Here is a 734-nt window from a genome sequence, read left to right as displayed (position 1 = left end):
CTTTTTAGCTGCTAGATACTCGCTACGTGTCATGTTTGTTTCTAGTGCCGTGCGTAATAGTGCATCAGCTGGAGAATTTACAATTTGCTGACGTGCAGGCTTAGTCGTCACGTCGTTTGCAACGTTAGCTCGAACTGTCTTGTCGGCAACAGTCACAACCTTATCAACAACTGACTTACCGGCAACGTGTGCAGGGACAGTCTTAGCAATTTGAGCCTTGGCTTCACGTCCTGCCTTTTGCTTAGCTACTTCAGCCTTGGCCTTAGACTTGGCTTCATCTTCGGCCTTTTGACGGGCAATTTCAGCTTCAATCGCGTTGACAATTTGTTGTGCCTTAGCCAACTTGTCTTGTGCGTTCTTCAAAGCGTCTTGCTTTTCGGCAAGGGTTGCCTTCTTGTCAGTCAAAACTTGCTTGGCGTCGTCCAATGCTGATTGCAATTCTGCCAACTTAGCCTTAGCGTCGTTCAACTTAGCAATCGCGTCAGCATGAACACCTTGTGCATTTGACAAAGCTGTCTTTTCAGCGTCCAACTTTGCTTGGGCGTCCACAACCGCTTGCTTAGCGTCATCAACAGCCTTGTTCAAAGCCGTCATGTCTTGTGCCTTAACCAAAGCGTCTTGGGCGTTCGTCAACGCCTGCTTAGCGTCCGCCAACGTAGCTTGTTCGTCAGTCGAACATTGCTTCGCGTCAGCCACCTTAGCATTTGCGTCAGCCGTCCACTCCTTAGCCGCTG

1 pseudogene is annotated in these 734 nt (G+C 49.5%); it reads right to left on the bottom strand.

Features of this window, described 5'->3' with window-relative positions:
• Positions 1–734 (bottom strand): annotated as a pseudogene (locus tag C6P11_RS11055) (hypothetical protein); the annotation flags it as partial.

The organism is Weissella confusa (assembly GCF_004766315.1).
In the GTDB taxonomy this organism is placed as follows: domain Bacteria; phylum Bacillota; class Bacilli; order Lactobacillales; family Lactobacillaceae; genus Weissella; species Weissella confusa_A.
This window is presented reverse-complemented; position numbering and strand designations above follow the sequence as displayed.